11 protein-coding genes and 1 tRNA gene are annotated in these 15,735 nt (G+C 48.3%); 4 read left to right on the forward strand and 8 right to left on the reverse strand.

The window, feature by feature from the left end:
• Window positions 1–276: 276 nt before the first annotated feature.
• Window positions 277–2,217: a hypothetical protein gene (locus WCO51_02155; GenBank protein MEI6512060.1), complete on the reverse strand. Its 1,941-nt coding sequence runs from the start codon at window positions 2,215–2,217 to the stop codon at window positions 277–279.
• 224 nt (window positions 2,218–2,441) lie between these two features.
• Between WCO51_02155 and WCO51_02160 the strand changes: the two genes are divergently transcribed.
• Window positions 2,442–3,122: a hypothetical protein gene (locus WCO51_02160; protein MEI6512061.1), complete on the forward strand. Its 681-nt coding sequence runs from the start codon at window positions 2,442–2,444 to the stop codon at window positions 3,120–3,122.
• A gap of 208 nt (window positions 3,123–3,330) precedes the next feature.
• Here WCO51_02160 and WCO51_02165 read toward each other — a convergent pair whose 3' ends face one another.
• The 4 genes from WCO51_02165 to WCO51_02180 all read right to left on the reverse strand — a co-directional run bounded on the left by WCO51_02165 (window position 3,331) and on the right by WCO51_02180 (window position 7,077).
• Window positions 3,331–4,356, reverse strand: coding sequence for a hypothetical protein (locus WCO51_02165; GenBank protein MEI6512062.1), 1,026 nt, complete (start codon window positions 4,354–4,356; stop codon window positions 3,331–3,333).
• A gap of 228 nt (window positions 4,357–4,584) precedes the next feature.
• Window positions 4,585–4,670 (reverse strand) — tRNA-Ser (locus tag WCO51_02170).
• A 58-nt stretch (window positions 4,671–4,728) separates the two neighbouring features.
• The gene (locus tag WCO51_02175; protein ID MEI6512063.1) at window positions 4,729–5,958 is read right to left on the reverse strand and encodes a trimethylamine methyltransferase family protein; all 1,230 of its coding nucleotides are present in this window, start codon (window positions 5,956–5,958) and stop codon (window positions 4,729–4,731) included.
• 24 nt (window positions 5,959–5,982) lie between these two features.
• Window positions 5,983–7,077 (reverse strand): aminotransferase class I/II-fold pyridoxal phosphate-dependent enzyme, encoded by a 1,095-nt coding sequence (locus WCO51_02180; GenBank protein ID MEI6512064.1) that lies wholly within the window; start codon window positions 7,075–7,077, stop codon window positions 5,983–5,985.
• A gap of 200 nt (window positions 7,078–7,277) precedes the next feature.
• On the opposite strand from WCO51_02180, the gene ppdK reads away from it, so the two are divergent.
• Together ppdK and WCO51_02190 are read left to right on the forward strand one after the other, a co-directional pair.
• A complete protein-coding gene (gene ppdK / locus WCO51_02185) occupies window positions 7,278–9,953 on the forward strand; it encodes a pyruvate, phosphate dikinase (GenBank protein ID MEI6512065.1) in 2,676 nt (891 codons plus the stop codon).
• 91 nt (window positions 9,954–10,044) lie between these two features.
• Complete coding sequence (locus tag WCO51_02190) at window positions 10,045–10,332, forward strand: hypothetical protein (GenBank protein ID MEI6512066.1); 288 nt, start codon at window positions 10,045–10,047, stop codon at window positions 10,330–10,332.
• On the opposite strand, the gene WCO51_02195 is transcribed toward WCO51_02190, so the two are convergent.
• Window positions 10,290–11,618: a glycosyltransferase family 39 protein gene (locus WCO51_02195; GenBank protein MEI6512067.1), complete on the reverse strand. Its 1,329-nt coding sequence runs from the start codon at window positions 11,616–11,618 to the stop codon at window positions 10,290–10,292. The genes WCO51_02190 and WCO51_02195 overlap by 43 nt on opposite strands.
• Before the next feature lie 152 nt (window positions 11,619–11,770).
• A complete protein-coding gene (locus tag WCO51_02200) occupies window positions 11,771–12,556 on the reverse strand; it encodes a hypothetical protein (protein ID MEI6512068.1) in 786 nt (261 codons plus the stop codon).
• 643 nt (window positions 12,557–13,199) lie between these two features.
• On the opposite strand from WCO51_02200, the gene amrB reads away from it, so the two are divergent.
• Window positions 13,200–14,069, forward strand: coding sequence for an AmmeMemoRadiSam system protein B (gene amrB / locus WCO51_02205; protein MEI6512069.1), 870 nt, complete (start codon window positions 13,200–13,202; stop codon window positions 14,067–14,069).
• Between the two features lie 55 nt (window positions 14,070–14,124).
• Here the strand turns inward: amrB and WCO51_02210 are convergent.
• The coding region (locus WCO51_02210; GenBank protein MEI6512070.1) for a transketolase C-terminal domain-containing protein at window positions 14,125–15,735 on the reverse strand (1,611 nt) is incomplete at its 5' end.

Raw genomic sequence — 15,735 nt, forward strand, 5'->3', positions numbered from 1 at the left:
GCGTAGCTCGCTGCGCACTTCGAAGAGCAGTGCAAGGAGATGCGTCAGTGACCTTCATCAGGAATAATGGGGCTTTGCACCTCTCGCTTGGCGGTTGAAACCGCAGTTGATATTGGCGTAGTCCATCTGCGTGGACTCTTGCGGATAGTCCGCGAAGTCGGACTAAGCTTTCAACAGCCGCGAATATATTCGCCAGTCAACCAATCCTATTGGTTTTTAAACATCCTCGAAAGCCTTGCTCCTACATCTGAAGAAATAAGCTTTAATAAAACAGCCCTATTTGCAATCAGGCTTCTTAGGGAAGACTAGTACTCTTGCCTCATAGGGGGCTAGTTCAGGGAGACGTTGTTTCCCGTCGAAAGCGATTGGGGCGCAGGTGATTAGGTCTTTGCCGGTTGTTTGCCATTCTGGGGGCAGGGCCATTGTTATCTGGCATGGTTTATCGCTTGGATTAACTACTACCGTGTAAAGGCAGGTCTTGTCGGTGAATGCCGTTGAATAGACTTTGGAAGGGATACCCTGAATGATCATGCTTACGGGTGTACTTGTCGCATTGAGGATATCGAATTGTCTCAGCTCCTTCACGATCCGCTTCATATGGCCCCATTCACGTTCGAAGTTACCGGTGCGTTTAAGGTCGTTAAACGAATAGAACAGCAGTCCTTTGGCTCCGCTTACCAAGGCCATATAGGCCATGCAGCGCTTTTCCTCAAAGGTTGGCGGTTGGGATTTCAAACTTGGCAGGTAAAGTGATTTATCCTGAGTTTGAACGGCAATCCAAACCGGCTTTCCTGTGGCCACAGCGGCTTTTGTCCAGTCAGCGACTACCGTTAAGGGCAACCCAGGCACCGGGGATGGGTCCGTGCCAAGAACATCGGTTGAATTGACAAACAAATCGAGAGCATCGGGTTGATTGCTGATCGTAAAGCAGGGATGGTTTGGGTCCAATTCCGCTACCCAATTATAGTTGCGCTCCAGCTTTTGCTGAAACTCCATCCCCAGTTCATCATTGACATACCATGCTAAAAGGGCGGGGTGGTTGCGAAACGCGCTGACAACCCCTTTGACGATGGTCTCGGGTGTGTTCCAATCCCCAAGTCGTCTGAACTGAAGCGGAGAGCCTTCGTAGCAATCTTTGATAGAGGCAATAACCATCAGGTTATTCTTTTTCGCTTCATCGAGGTAGGACTGAATCTTGTCCATCCCCTTATAGATAAGACCGTAGCAGACGACGCTGTTGAAGCCGGCATCGGCAATCAATTTCAGTCTCTGCTCAGTTTCACCCGGCTGCCATCCGAATTGGTCGTAAATACCGATTGGGACGAATAGTTTATTATTGACGTACATCAGCCCCTTTTCAAATCGAACTGTTGTAGGATTTATTGAACTAAGTTTAGTAAGAGTAGTTTGGAAACTGGCTTTCTCCTGCCTTGTTTTATCGAGCAATTTAACAGTCATTTTATAGGTATCAGGCGGCAAGTCTTTTGGGAGGATGATTTCACAGAGCGTTTTTTTGGCTGTTGCAGGAATATTGGTTCCAAAGGTTCGACCCGAACTTACCCCCTGAGCGTTGGCTTTTATACTATATTCAGATGGATTAAGCCCTGGGAACAGTTCAATTGAAAGATGCACCTTTTCAGTCTGTGAAGTGAACTGACCGCGGTAGCTAGGGCTTAGAACAAAGACTTTCCAAAGCCGTGATATGGTCTCTTCAACTGAAACATCATCGAACCAGGCAACTCCTGTACTTTTTGCTCTAACGTAGATGACAAAGAGCGCATAAGCGGCATCACTTGGGGCTGTCATCGAGACAGCTTCAAATCGTTGCCAGAGGTTAGTGCCTTTGAAGCCATTTGGATAGAACCCGCCGACATAATTGCCCTTAGAATCTCGCCACTCGAGCGCCAAAGATGCTCCAATTGGATCCGGCCCCTGAACCCCATTTGTTTGAATCCAAGCAGAGATTCGATAAGCATAGCCGGGTTTAACCGGAAATCGTTGGGTGCACGCCTTGCTGATACTCGGGTCGGAATTCATATATTTAAGCGATGTGCTGCCCGAGTGGGCGATAGTATTATCAAGAGACCAGAGGCTAGTGTCGGCGCCCCAACGGGTGTTCTCAAAGCTAGTGAACTCGAACTGAGTGTCATTTAAGATAGTCTGAGCTGATACTGATACGACAATCACGACCAAAAGGCACAAGCAAAAAAGCCTCATTCAATTTCTCCAAAAAAGACTTACTGTGCTCAATTATCGGCATCCAGGTTCAAGGAGTGCAGGAGCTTAAAGCAAATTACATCTTTCCACGCCAGCTTTTTGCAGGTAATTTGAATGAAAACCGAGAAGTATCTTTGGTAATATCTCAATTACGGGAACTAGTTTTGAGTTGTTTACGTCCCAGATAGTAGGAGAATCAAACCGTAACATAAGGGATGATGTATATGCTAAATATCAAACGAGTCTTTAGTTTTGTAGCTGTTTTAGCCCTTGGCGTAATGCTGTCCGCCCAAGGAGTAAATGATAACAAAAGTGCTTTATTGAGCAGTAAAACTTCTGAGGTTCTAAGCCCATTAGATCGACTTGTGACAGTGGATTTGGAACAAGCCGATGTGGTGACAGCGCTTCAGCGTATTTGCAATAAAGTGGGCCTCTATTTCTCAATCGATAGCAATTTAACTGGAAAGGTTACGCTTCAAGTAGAGAAAAAACCATTTTCAGTTGCATTGGAAGCTGTTGTCGCACAGATTAACGCTAAATGGGAAGCTCAGTCTAAACCTGGTGAACCAGAGAGAATAATCTCTATTTCAATCGTGCCCTATAATGGCTTGCGTGGCAAACTAGTTGAAGGCAACCCTGATACTGTTTTCGTGCGAAATTTGCCGGTAGTGGTCGCGAGTAAGCCGGTTGAAGTAACTAGCCCACAACCTGAGGATAATGCGCAGGCGGATCAAGCCAATCTCGCACCTGAATACGATCCCTACTTTGATTACAATCCCTACGGCTTTAATTCCACTTACGGTTATCAGGGAGCTTTTGGACGAAGTCGCAGCGTTCGTTTTCTAATCCCACAGGTTACCTATTGGCCATCCTTTAACAATAATCCCTATGGCTATTGGCCGTAGAGGTTAATTGAAAATAGTAACTGTTGGCAAGCACGATGTCTTAAGCCACTACTCTATAATTAGAGCAGTGGCTTGAATTTGGATTCAAATTAAACGAAGAGGGTAGGTTTCGAACCTAGGAGAGATGCATAGCTTGGGCTGGCTAGATGGAATTCTCTAATTAACCCAAGCTATGCTTTAGAACCTGTATTAGTACTGAATGAGGTTGCTATTTGACCTCAAACTGATAGGTGCGGCTGTCGCCTTCCTTGATAGCCAGCGTCTTTGGTGTCACATCTTTAGGGATCAGGAATAGCATCCGCAAGCGGACCTCGGCAAGCCCTTTGACGTTCTGGGCGAACGTCCGTGTGCCGGTAGCCAAGAAAAGATCCTTATAGGGAAGTTCCTCGCCGTCCGTGGATGTCAGTATTGGCGCGATCGTTTCCCAATTCACGTACTGTTCTGTGGGCGCTTCGTTTTTCATAAGCATTGTGACCAACAGAAAACGTCCCTCTTCCTCTGGAGTATAGTCCCCTGTCGTGCTTGTGGTGTAGTCGCACTTCTCGATGGTTATATCGAAGTTCCCAAACGGATAAGATGTGCCAACTACACTTGGCACTGTCTCAAGCGCAGTAGATCCTGTAGCGTCCGCTGGATCTGCTATTGGCGCAGTTAGCGGAGTCACTTTGTTCTTGATATTGCCACTTAGGTCATAGCGTAAAACCGGTCCATCTCCTTCATCCGAAGGCAATACCATCAGTTTTGGCACTATGCTGTTAGCAGGCACAACTATTGGCGTTATGAGGTTCACCGTCTGCGTGGGCTTCAGGTTCATGGCTACTTGACTATGTTTGGGGTCATCCGCATCACCCCAATCGTTATTGCCCTCACAATTGGTGTTCGTTTTGTCAACAGCGGTGAATCTCAGGGAGTCCCACCTCACATATAGTTCTGTCTTTTGTGGATTCTGGACGGTGAAATGCAATATCAGCAGTTTCTCGTTTGCTTTTGGAACGTATACTTGATTACCTATGACTACTTGGTTAGTAGTAAACTCGGCGCTTTTCAGGCGAAAATAGATGGGGCTACGCTTGGATATAGAGTAGACGGTTCCGAATTCTCCGTTGTCACCTGCAAGCCGTACGGTAGCGGCCTGGGGCTTCTTCGGTTGCGGTTTCACCGGTTTCTTTTTTGCAGCGGCGTTCGCTGTCATGAAGATGCAAAGAATCAGTGTTATCAAGAGAAGTTTTCGCAAGGTACTTTCCTCCAAGTTCGTGTTATCGTGAATTAGAATGAGATTATACCCTTAGGCATGCCCCTCATGAGATTGGTGTTGAAGTTGAAATATCTCTGCGCTAAGGTCAATAAGGGAGGCAATCATAAGGGGGCGTTGATCTCGCGTTGCTCCCTTTTTACAAATAACACCCCTCCGAGCCGATCTCTAGAGGGGTGTTATTTGTACCATATTAGGTTCAAATTCAAACGGAGAAGGTGGGATTCGAACCCACGGAGGCTGACGCCTCACCGCATTTCGAGTGCGGCGCACTAGACCAGCTATGCGACCTCTCCTTGTTACCGAAGCAGTATATTATGGCCGTTGCTTTGAGTGAAACTCAAGGGATGTCTATTAGTCTCTCCCCAGTATCTCCTTAACCTTCTTGTTCGCCTTGAGGTACCAGTCTTCGTAGCAATCTTCTACCCGGCCGGTGAAGTCGGAGACATAGAGGGCTTCACGCATATGTTCGCGGGTGTGTGGATTGCCCATAAAATTGGGAGTGTCGGTGATTTCTTCTTTTATCACATCCAGCGCTAGGTGGTCAGCGTCCATGTTGATTGGCTTGACGGCGCGTTTGACTTGGGTCATCAGCTCGTTGGCGATGACCAGGTGCTCATAGCTCATCATTAGGGTGCAATCGAGAAGTCCCGTGGTGATGAAGTTGCCTCCGGCGGCAGCTCCGACATAGAGGCCCATGGCCAGATCAACGGCTGCGCGAATTCCGGGTTCTCTTGCGCCGGTATTGCCGGGGGAGATGCGTGAAGGAAGTTTGTAAAAATCTGCAAGTTGGACGCTGGCGATGCCCATCATATTGGCTTCCATCGTTCCCATCAAGAACTCGCCGTTTCTCATATCCATTGCGCCGCCAACGGAGCCGTAGATACAGGGTACTCCTGGTTGGGCTAGTTGAGCGAGCATCACACCGGCTAGAATTTCAGCGTTTTGTTGCACTAGTGCGCCGGCAAAGGTGACTGGTCCGGTAGCTCCCATCATCACTTCGGGGGCAAGCATGACATAGCATCCTGGCCCTTTCTCACGGGACATTTTGATAATAAGCTCGACTTCGTCGTTTTGATACTGGAGTGGGCTAATGGGGTTACACCAGCAGAGGTAATGAGTGAAGTAAGATTTTTCAGGTTCCCCGGGCACAGGATCAGGATGGTGTTTCAAATCGAGTTTTGAACGGAAGATTAGATAACAAACGTCGATCCCGAAATTATCGAGCGCTTCGATCATTTTGATTTTGTCGGGGAGGTCCGAATACTCGCAGTCCCGATATGAACCTTTTTCGTATTCGTATATATAATATGGATTTCCGATTAGCGCGAAGTTGACTTCACCCTGTCGGAAGCTTCTTCCATTGAGTGTTAGCTTGTTGCGATCAGGCAGGGTGGAGAGGCATTCATCCAGTAATTCGGGGTGGAAATACACTCGATACCCATCTGTTTTGCACCCTTTGGCTTTGAATAGCTCAATTGCATTATCCGAGTTCCAAAAATGCACTCCCGCTTCGGCTAGCACCTTAAGGGTTGCCTGATGTATCGTCTGAATTTCTTCGTTGCTAAGTATCGTCAGTGGCATTTACTACTTCCTCCTTATAATAAACTACGGCACACAATCCAAGGCTTGAGTGAGGTCTTCTATTATATCCTCAATGTCCTCGAGACCTACTGAAAGGCGAAGGTAGCCTTCGGGGACGCGGCGCTCGGGTTCTTCGTCGTGCCAGATAACCAGGGTTTGGACGTCGCCAAGACTGACCCAGTTCTTGCATATCTTTAAATTCGAGACGAACGCTTTAGCGCCGACAGCCGCTCCATTCAGTATAAATCCTACCATGCCACCGCAACCTTTGGGTAGCTCATGGGCAGCGATGTCGTGATCTGGGTCGGATTTTAGTGCTCCATATCGTACGGAAGTGACCTTGGGATGCTGTGAAAGGAATTCGGATACCGCCAGTGCATTGGCGCAGTGTTGGGCAATTCGCAAGGGAAGAGTTTTCATTCCGCGCATGATAAGGAACGCATTGAACGGGCTGATGATACCTCCGTAGTTGCTTCGGACCTTTTTAATCGCTGTGATGGTCTCCTCATCGGAAATGACCAACCCACCGACCGAATCACCATGACCGCTCAGGAACTTTGTGGCGCTGTGGATGACGACATCGGCTCCAAGTTCAAATGGGCGCAGCAGATAGGGAGTTAGAAACGTATTGTCCACAACTACTTTCGCGTCTGCCTCGTGAGCGATTTCGGCTATGGCTTTAATGTCGGAAATATCGAGAGTAGGGTTGGAAATCGTTTCGACATAGACGACCTGCGTTTCTTCAAGGAGGGCTTCTTTAAGCTGGTTGAGGTCGCGCATATCGATTGGAACAATCTCGATGCCAACGCGGGGCATGCTCTCTTTGAATAGATTAAAGCAAGAGATATAGACATCATAATGGCAAATAAGGCGGTCTCCAGCTTGCAGTAGAGCTAAAAGTGTGTGGCTAATTGCCGCCATCCCCGATGCTGCGGCCATAGCCTTTTCGCCGCCTTCCAGTGCTGCAATTTTTTGCTCTAAACCTGCGATGGTTGGATTATCTTCACGGGTATATTCGCCATGATAGGTTGCTACCTGATAGATGGGAATACCCGACATATCGCTCGGTTCGCCCGCGTGAATAGCTATCGTGCCGAAACCGTGTGTCTTTGACTCCATAAAATGCCCTCCGATATATGCTCTCTATTGTACCGGAGGCGCATGGAATTGAGCATATCTTACATGCTTATAAACGAGACAAGTTCGCTGCACAAAGCGGCGCTCAATGGGTAAACTAACGATTAAGAATGAATAGGCCCGATTAATTTTGGGTCGTCTGAATACGAATGAATACGCAATATGGAGGCGAATAGGATCGGATGAGTATGAAGTACGTTTATATTTTCGAAGAAGGTCAAGCGGATATGAAGGATCTGCTCGGCGGTAAGGGTGCGAACCTCGCTGAGATGACCAATATTGGTTTGCCAGTCCCCCCTGGATTTACAATTACCACAGAAGCTTGCAACAAGTATTATGAGCTAGGTAGCAAAATGCCTGATGGCATGATGGATCAAGTTCGTACGGCGCTTAGCGAAGTTGAAAAGAAGATGGGCAAGAAACTGGGCGACCCAGCGAACCCACTGCTTGTTTCAGTACGTTCAGGCGCAAAGTTTTCGATGCCCGGCATGATGGATACCGTTTTGAACTTGGGTTTGAACGCGGACTCGATCCAGGGCATTATCAAGCAAACCGGCAACGAGCGTTTCGTTTATGATGCTTATCGACGCTTCATCATGATGTTCTCTGACATCGTTCTTGGTGTTAAGAGAATCAATTTTGAGCACATTTTCGACGGCTTCAAGAAGAAGCTCGGCATCACTGAAGATACTCAGCTCGATGCCAAGGCACTAAAGGAAATTGCAAACGAATTCCTGGCATTAGTTAAGAATCAAACAGGCAAGGACTTCCCAAGTGATCCGATGGATCAGCTAACTTTGGCGGTTGAGGCCGTCTTTAGTTCTTGGAACAACGACCGTGCGATGATCTATCGCAACCGCGAAAAGATTTCCCATTCACTTGGCACCGCTGTCAATATCCAGTCAATGGTCTTTGGCAACATGGGCGAAGACTCGGGAACCGGCGTTGCATTCACTCGCGATATGGCAACCGGCGAGAATGTTATGTACGGCGAGTACCTGATGAATGCGCAGGGCGAAGATGTGGTTGCGGGTGTTCGCACCCCCATCGCCATCGTTCAACTTAGCAGAGATAACCCGCCCATCTATAAAGAATTTGATGAAATCGCAACCCGGCTCGAAAAGCATTATCGTGATGCGATGGACATCGAGTTCACCATTGAGAATAACCGATTATTCATTCTCCAATGCCGCGTTGGCAAGCGAACTGCTGCCGCCGCAGTTAAGATTGCAGTCGATATGGCGAATGAAGGTTTGATTTCCAAGGATGAAGCTCTGCTTCGAGTGAAGCCGGGCGATCTCGATCAGCTTCTACACCCACAGATTGACCCCAAGGCGAAAGTCACCGTGTTGGCCAAAGGTCTTGCGGCATCTCCGGGCGCTGCAGTTGGTCAAGTAGTATTCGATTCACATGATGCTGCTATTAAAGGGCTTGAAGGTCCAATCATCTTGGTTCGACCTGAAACCAATCCCGATGATATCCGCGGTATGGTTGCCAGCGTGGGCGTTTTAACTGCCCGCGGAGGTATGACTTCACATGCAGCGGTAGTCGCTCGCGGCTTTGGTACCCCATGCGTTGCAGGTTGCGAAGCGCTTGATATGGACGAAGCTGCTAAAGAGTTCTCAGTTGGCGATTACGTCGTTAAAGAAGGCGATTGGATTTCAATCGATGGTTCAACAGGGCGTGTTATCCTTGGCCAGGCTCCGCTGATTGCCTCGGTCATTACTCCTGAGTTTACCGTACTGTTGGGCTGGGCAGACAAGATCAGACGCTTGGCTGTTCGCACTAACGCCGACAACCCGACCGATGCAGCCAAGGGATTTGAGTTTGGCGCTGAGGGTATTGGCCTTTGCCGAACTGAGCATATGTTCTTCGAGAAAGACCGTCTGCCAATCGTTCAGGATATGATCCTTTCGAAGACCGAAGCCGACCGACGCACCGCTCTTGCGAAGTTGCTGCCGGTTCAGCAGAGTGACTTTGAAGGCATCTTCGAAGCAATGCAAGGCCGACCGGTTACTATCCGCCTCATCGATCCACCGCTGCATGAGTTCTTGCCGCGCTACGAAGAGGTTATGGCGAGAGTAGTCGACCTGAAGGCTCGTGGCGTTGCTCCTGGATGCCCCGCATACGAACTGCTCGAGAAAGAAGAAAATCTTCTTTCCGCAATCGAATCGATGCGCGAAGCAAACCCGATGCTCGGACTTCGCGGCTGCCGCCTTTCGATCATCTTCCCTGAAATCGTTGAGATGCAGGTAAGAGCGATCTTCCAGGCTGCATGTATAATTCAGAAGCGCGGTGATGAAGTTCGACCTGAGATTATGATCCCGTTGGTGGGACATGTCAACGAGCTCAAACTTCTTCGCACCCAGCTTGAAGACGTAGCCAAGACCGTTATGGCGGAGATGGGCGTTAATGTTGATTATAAGTTCGGTACGATGATCGAGATCCCGCGCGCGGCGCTGACCTCCGATCAGATTGCCGAATATGCTGAGTTCTTCAGCTTTGGCACCAACGATCTTACTCAGACTACTTTCGGTTTCAGCCGTGACGATGCGGAGGGCAAGTTCCTCCAAAAGTACGTCGAGATGAATGTCTTGCCCGTCAACCCGTTCGAATCGCTCGACGGCGAAGGCGTTGGCAAGTTGATGAAGATCTGTGTTGATCAAGCCCGCGCTGTCCGCCCCAACATCAAGTTGGGCATCTGCGGTGAGCATGGCGGAGACCCATCGTCCATCGATATCTGTAACGATCTCGGTTTGGACTATGTAAGCTGCTCGCCGTTCCGCGTGCCGATTGCTCGACTAGCTGCTGCACAGGCTACTTTGAAGGATAAAGTAACAGTTGCAGTCGACAAATAGTCTACGCAATCCGATTAGATAACCGATAATAAAGAGTGGAGTTAATAGCTCCACTCTTTTATTTTTGCGGGGACTGCATGGAGGCAGGGGTATGAGAACTGGACGTAGTATCTTAGTGGCGATCGTCGTCATCGCTGGGATTTTAAGCAATATAAATGTGCCTAAGTTTATGAAGAGAACTTCATCTAGCGGGACTGGCAGCATGGATGCCTATGCGACCCCATCAAAACCCATTTTAAGCCCCAAACAGACAGTCGAACCCTTTGCCTTTACGCATAAGAAAAAAACTACCAATCATTCTACGTTGGTGCTTCTCTGTAAGAAGCCACAAACCCCTTACCCTAATATCAGTTTAAACCCTCGATCTAATACGAAGTAAGCATAGACCGCCAGAGCCAACATGAGTGTTCCAAGAGTGATTGCTGCCATATCCCTCCATCGCTTCGGGAAAAGCCAAGCAAAGCCCACTGTATAGGCTAAAGCAATGGTTGTCATAGCCGGAGTTAAATACCTCGATTGTCCCTGGAAGTATGTTAAATTAAACCATGCAAAGCTCAATCCAACAATCACCATCAGCGTCAGTAACAATAGAAATGCTCGGCTAACTAAACGTTCGCGTTCATAAAACAGATAGATGACAAATCTGACCATCAATATCCCGGAAGCGATACCGAGCGTTCTATAAAGCCAGTCAGGCATCCACAAAGGCCACGAAGGAATTAGATATCCGAAAGCGCCAAAAAATGTTCGTAGTTTGTACCAACCGACCCACTGGACGAAATAACCCATCGTTGAAAGGCCGGTCATAGTCTGGATATCAATACGACTTGTAGTGCCAATGAAGGCTTCTTTGAATATGCCAAGAGCAAAAGGATCCCCGTAATTTGCCTCATTTCTAATTAGCCAGGGGCTAGCTACTAAGAGGCTTGTGAATACTATATAACCTGCTTTGAGGAATTTATTCACGCCGGGTCTGTTGGGGCTAAGACAAAGGGCAACAATTGCTGTTGGTATTAATAGTAGACCGGTTGTTTTGGTTAAAAGCGCAAGTCCTATGATAATACCAAACCGAACCGCTCGTGAATAACTCCACCCTTCATAAACATCTCGAACGAGTTTAAATGCTGCGATTGCGAAGAACATTTCCATCAGGGTGTCGTTAGTAACTGATGAAAAAAGCGCAATCTGCATAGGAAGAAAAGCCGCAAAAGCAGTCGCGCCGATTGGAATTAGCCCAGTTGGGAAAATCACTCTCCCCGTTCGGTAAATAAAGTAGAGTGTGATAAGGCCGATAAGAGTTGAGAGTAGGCGAAGCAGAAATCCTTCAGCCTGCTCATTTATTATAGAACCGATAGCGCTAACAGGGGATGCGAGTAGATAGTAAAGTGGCGGTTGGTGAGCTTCATAGTTCTCATCAGCAGGTACCTGCATAACGGGGAAGCTTTTATTTCCCAGTAAATAATGAATGTAATTAACATGTGCGATCTCATCCGGCGCGCCAATATCGGGCAAGCTAATCGCATTGTAAGTAGCTGACGTTCGGTATGGAGTGGCCAAATTATAAGCGACACAAAGAACCACAAAGAGAACGGCGATTGCCGCAATCCATTTATTATCCTGGTTCCAGGTTCTTATTGTTTCAGGAAATACCTTTTTTCCCCTCACTTTACGCGCCATCAATACTATTGTGACAGCTTTAAGTGAAGTGCGAAGAACTTATTTCGCATTTTCCGTACCCCTCCCCCAATAGTCTGAAAACAATCAGGCCTTCCTCTAGATAGAGAAAGGCCTGATGTGAGTCTTAATCACTTAACCGATTAGAACTTCTTACCTACTGTGACGGCAAAGACGACGTTGTCGCGGTCTAGGCCAAAGAACTCGGCGAAGTCTCTTACTCCACTCATTGATAGGGTTGTGAGTAAGACGTGAGGTCGGATGTAATAGCCGCATGATAGGTCATAGGTGAGGCCAATATCGGCGGCTAAGGCGAAGATGCCCTCATCGTTAACGCCGGTGATAGCCTCGGTGTACTTGTTGTTTGTGTAAACAGCAAGTACCGCAGCATCGCCGACCAATTTTGGGGCTACCTTTTGGTTGTAAAGAAATCCAAATTCACAGGCATAACCGCCCGCCATATCTTGGAAATCTAAGATGTTGTTGGCGAAGAACACAAAGTTCTTGTAGGGATAAGTGATGGTTAACTGGGCTTCTGCCGTATCAGGCCTACTCGTATCCGGGTATTCAAACTGCGTTAATGTTGTGGTTAATCCAAATTTCCCCCAACTAGCAGCATAGGAACCGGAATAGCGGAGTTCGGTGAAACGTTTTTCATTGGGACCCTCTTCCAGAGGCATATTGCCCCATACTTTGAGGGTAACCGGGCCCATAGCGAACCATACATCGGGCTGAAGCGCTGACTTTTCTGTCATCTGAATGCCTCTGAAGACATAATGAGATACAAAGTCAACATCTACGCCATAGTTGATCTTCTGCTCTGGGTTTACGCCAGTCTCGTCTTGCCCGAATGCACTCACAGCGAACATTGATAACGCCATGAGGATTGCGCAAATAAGCGCTAACCTTTTGATTGAAGAGATTTTCATCAATCCTCCTTGAGATTTGCTATAATATTATTGCCATATAGCAAGCAATAATACGAAGTAAATAATATCATAAGCAGGAATCTTTTTGCCAAAAGAGAATAAATAACAGGCGATTAAACTCGAAAACAGCGAGTAGAGAAGTTCAAGTATTCACAGGCCGGTCTTTATTCTTATCCACCCCTGAGCCATTTGCGGCATTCTTGAAACTAAAAGGGTGTAGCTTTCAATGATGGTTCATCTTTCTTATCGTATGACTATCCGATATCTCCTAACGTTGCGTATGATGGGAATTTAGCGAGGAGCAGTTTACGGTTAAGGCTTCAGTTGAGGCTGTATATGCTCTGAAATAAGTGAAACCTATTAGTAAACGAAATTCAAGATCTAATTGCGTGGCCGTAATGTTATGTCCCTAGTATGTTGAGCACTCTATATGAACTTGATCTGCATCCGATAATAGAAGATGTGAGCTTGAAGAGTTTGCTTCAACGTATCTAAATGTCCCTTGGGCGTGACATAATATTGAAAGTAGCCTCGAATGTTCCAGGGACGGGCTTAAAAGGCTTGCAGGTAACTTCTTGATTGGTCGTGAAAAGGCTTTGCGTTCAAATTGGAGTTCGAACGTATTGCTTGGAGGAGTAGCGTGATGGAGGTTCGTGAGCCGGCAGTCGCCGGGACTTTCTACGACGGCGCAGCCGGGAAACTGTGGTCGAGCGTTGAGCAGGCGTTCCAAGATAAGGCTTTTGGTCCCGGAAAACTTCCCTCGGTCAGCCTTGAGCGTCAAGGCGATTTATTGGCGTTAATTTCTCCTCATGCCGGCTTTATGTATTCCGGACCGGCTGCAGCACAAGCCTATACACGATTGGCAACCGCCGGACTTCCAGAAACGATCGTCTTGCTTGGCCCTAATCATCAAGGATTTGGCTCACCCTATTCAGTCTTTGCCAAGGGTTCTTTCAAAACTCCACTAGGAGAAGTTGAAGTTGACGAAGACCTTATCGGTCATTTTATGGTCCATCTACCATTCTTCGAGCACGATCCCGACGCCCATCGAAGAGAGCATAGCCTTGAGGTCCAGTTACCATTCATCCAATATCTCGGCAACAGCAAAATAAAAATTGCTCCCATTTTAATCTCGACGCATCCATTCGATTCGTCCGAGGACGGTAAATTAGATGAAATCGCAGATGTTCTGGCGGAGTGTCTAGAGACCCATAACGCGCTTTTGGTAATTAGCACCGACCTTTCGCATTATCACAATATCAACTTAGCCCGGCAGCTCGATCGTATTACCACTCGCGCAATCCTAACGATGGATGGCCGAAGGCTCCTCGCTACTGTTCGTGAGTACGAAATTTCAATGTGCGGCGCCATTCCGACAGCAATTGGTTTGATGGCTTGCGAATCACTCAATGCCGGCTATGCCGCCATGCTCTCCTACTACACCTCAGGCGATATGCCCGACGGCGACCCCGAAAAAGTAGTCGGCTATACCTCGATTGAGATTTGTCGATAATTAAGTTATTAAAAAAGGCCTGCGCTAGATGCGCAGGCCTTTTTTGTTATTAAGGTTAGACCCCTTCGCGATTTCTTCTTAGGACTTCGGAGGCATCGCAGGGGCGTTTTACGGTGTAGCCTTCTAACGGCTCGATGTATTGGTGGATGGCATCGAGGATGTCGGCTTTGAACGGGAAGAATGCTTCCTCGATTTCATCGGGAGGAGTGATCCAGTTGCGCGCGCCGAGTACTACCGGCGGGGCATCGAGGTAGTTGAATGCTAGTTGAGTGACCTTGGAGGCCATCGTCTGAAGGGCGCTGCCACGTTCGCAGGCGTCAGATATGAGCACAATCCGACCAGTCTTTTTGACTGATTCAATGACTTTCTCGTAATTGAACGGCACGATTGACCGCGCGTCGATTACCTCGCAGGACATGCCATATTCGGCTTCCAGTGTCTTAGCGGCGGCCAATGCGCGATACAGAACGGCGCCGATGGTGAGGAAGGTGATATCCTTGCCTTCCTTTTTGACGTCAGGCTCGCCGAAAGGCACTTCATAATAGCCCTCGGGTACTCCGCCAGACTGGAAGAGTTCAGGCTGATCATAAATGCGCTGACTCTCGAAGAAGATCACCGGATCGGTTCCTGTTAGAGCCGCATTCATCAGGCCTTTTGCATCGTAAGGGGTTGCAGGAAATGCAACTTTAAGGCCGGGGATATGATAGGCGAGCGATGTCCAGTCTTGGCTGTGCTGCGCACCGTATTTAGAACCGACCGATACGCGAACCACCACCGGCATCTTTAATTGACCGCCGGACATGGCCTGCCATTTCGCAAGCTGATTGAACACTTCATCGCCGGCTCTTCCGAGGAAGTCGCAGTACATAAGTTCGATCAACGCTCGGCCGCCTTCAAGCGCATAACCGACTGCTGAACCGACAATCGCGCCTTCGGAAATGGGTGAGTTGAAGAGGCGATGATAGGGAAGCGCTTCGGTCAGCCCGCGATAAACGGCAAACGCGCCGCCCCAATCGCGGTTCTCTTCGCCATAAGCGACCAGCGTGGGGTCTTTGTAGAAGCTCTCAATGATAGCTTCGAAGAGACCGTCGCGAATGCCGATGCACTTGCCCTTAGGAAGCGGTTCGCCATCGGGGCCTATGCCGCTGCGGCTTCGATCCTTAAGCTGCTTGACCCTTGGGTTTTCTTCCATGGGCATCAGCGTATCTGGCGTTCGGGTTGGATCCATCGACTCGACTTTTTCGTTTGATAAAGTGGTCACATCGAGCAAACACCCGACTTGGAAGAGGTCGGCGCGTGGGGATATTTCCAAGTCGACCGCATTCTTATAGGCTTTCAGTATGCGGGCATCGATTTCTTTCTTTACTTGCTCGATATCCTGTTTGGTGCACAGGCCGGCATCGAGTAGGTCGCTAACATAGGTCTCGATTGAATCGATCTGTTGCCATTCTTCGACCTCTTCTTTAGTTCGATAAGAAGAGGCATCCGAGGGTGAGTGACCGCTGTAGCGGTAGGTAAGCGTATCGAGCAAAACGGGGCCCTTGCCGGCTTCGATGATTTTCTTCTTTCGCTCGATGGCATCGATAACGGCCAGAGGATTGTAACCATCAACGCGCTCGGCATGCATCTGGTCGGGGCTCATTCCCGCTCCAATTCGAGCCAACAC

The organism is bacterium, from assembly GCA_037131655.1.
GTDB lineage: Bacteria > Armatimonadota > Fimbriimonadia > Fimbriimonadales > JBAXQP01 > JBAXQP01.